Here is a 544-nt window from a genome sequence, read left to right as displayed (position 1 = left end):
CAATTAGTATTTTATGTATACAGAGTTAAACCTACGTAACTCTTAATCCAAAAATAGGATATACCAAATACTAACAATCTGTCAAAAGTAAATATATTACAAATGTTCTATATATTAAATAAAGACCTTCTGCTCAAAACTCATTCATTAGACAATAGCAGTACTCATATACCTTAGCAAATTGCCATTCATCATCACGTACTTAAGTAATGTTATTATTCCACTGAAGGGTTATGATCGGCTTTTACATGCTTTAGTCCTTCTATTACTTTATTCATTCGTGGCAATAAATCTTTTATTTCGTCTAATGTTAGCTCGTCTTCCGCTTCTTTTGGGTTAAATTCCCCTAACCTCCCTGTTATACCTCTAATGTGATTAACGAAAACTTGCTCATGGGTAATTGCAATTTCTCCAATAGCAGTGTCCGCAATAAAATCTTCTACCTTGCCTAAATTATTAAATTCATCCGTAAAACAATTAGCTCTGCCCTTTTTTGCTCGATTCTTGGATTATTATCACCTAGTAATGCTCGTGCACCTAAGAC

General features: G+C 33.1%; 1 pseudogene. It reads right to left on the bottom strand.

Annotated elements, in window-relative coordinates:
- Positions 1–215: 215 nt before the first annotated feature.
- Positions 216–467 (bottom strand): annotated as a pseudogene (locus RB298_RS00505) (Imm3 family immunity protein); the annotation flags it as partial.
- Positions 468–544: the final 77 nt, after the last annotated feature.

The organism is Priestia sp. BR_2 (assembly GCF_041954005.1).
Classification (GTDB): Bacteria; Bacillota; Bacilli; order Paenibacillales; family Paenibacillaceae; genus Paenibacillus_AQ; species Paenibacillus_AQ lautus_A.
The sequence above is the reverse complement of the archived record's forward strand: the minus strand, read 5'-3'. Positions and strand labels throughout refer to the sequence as shown.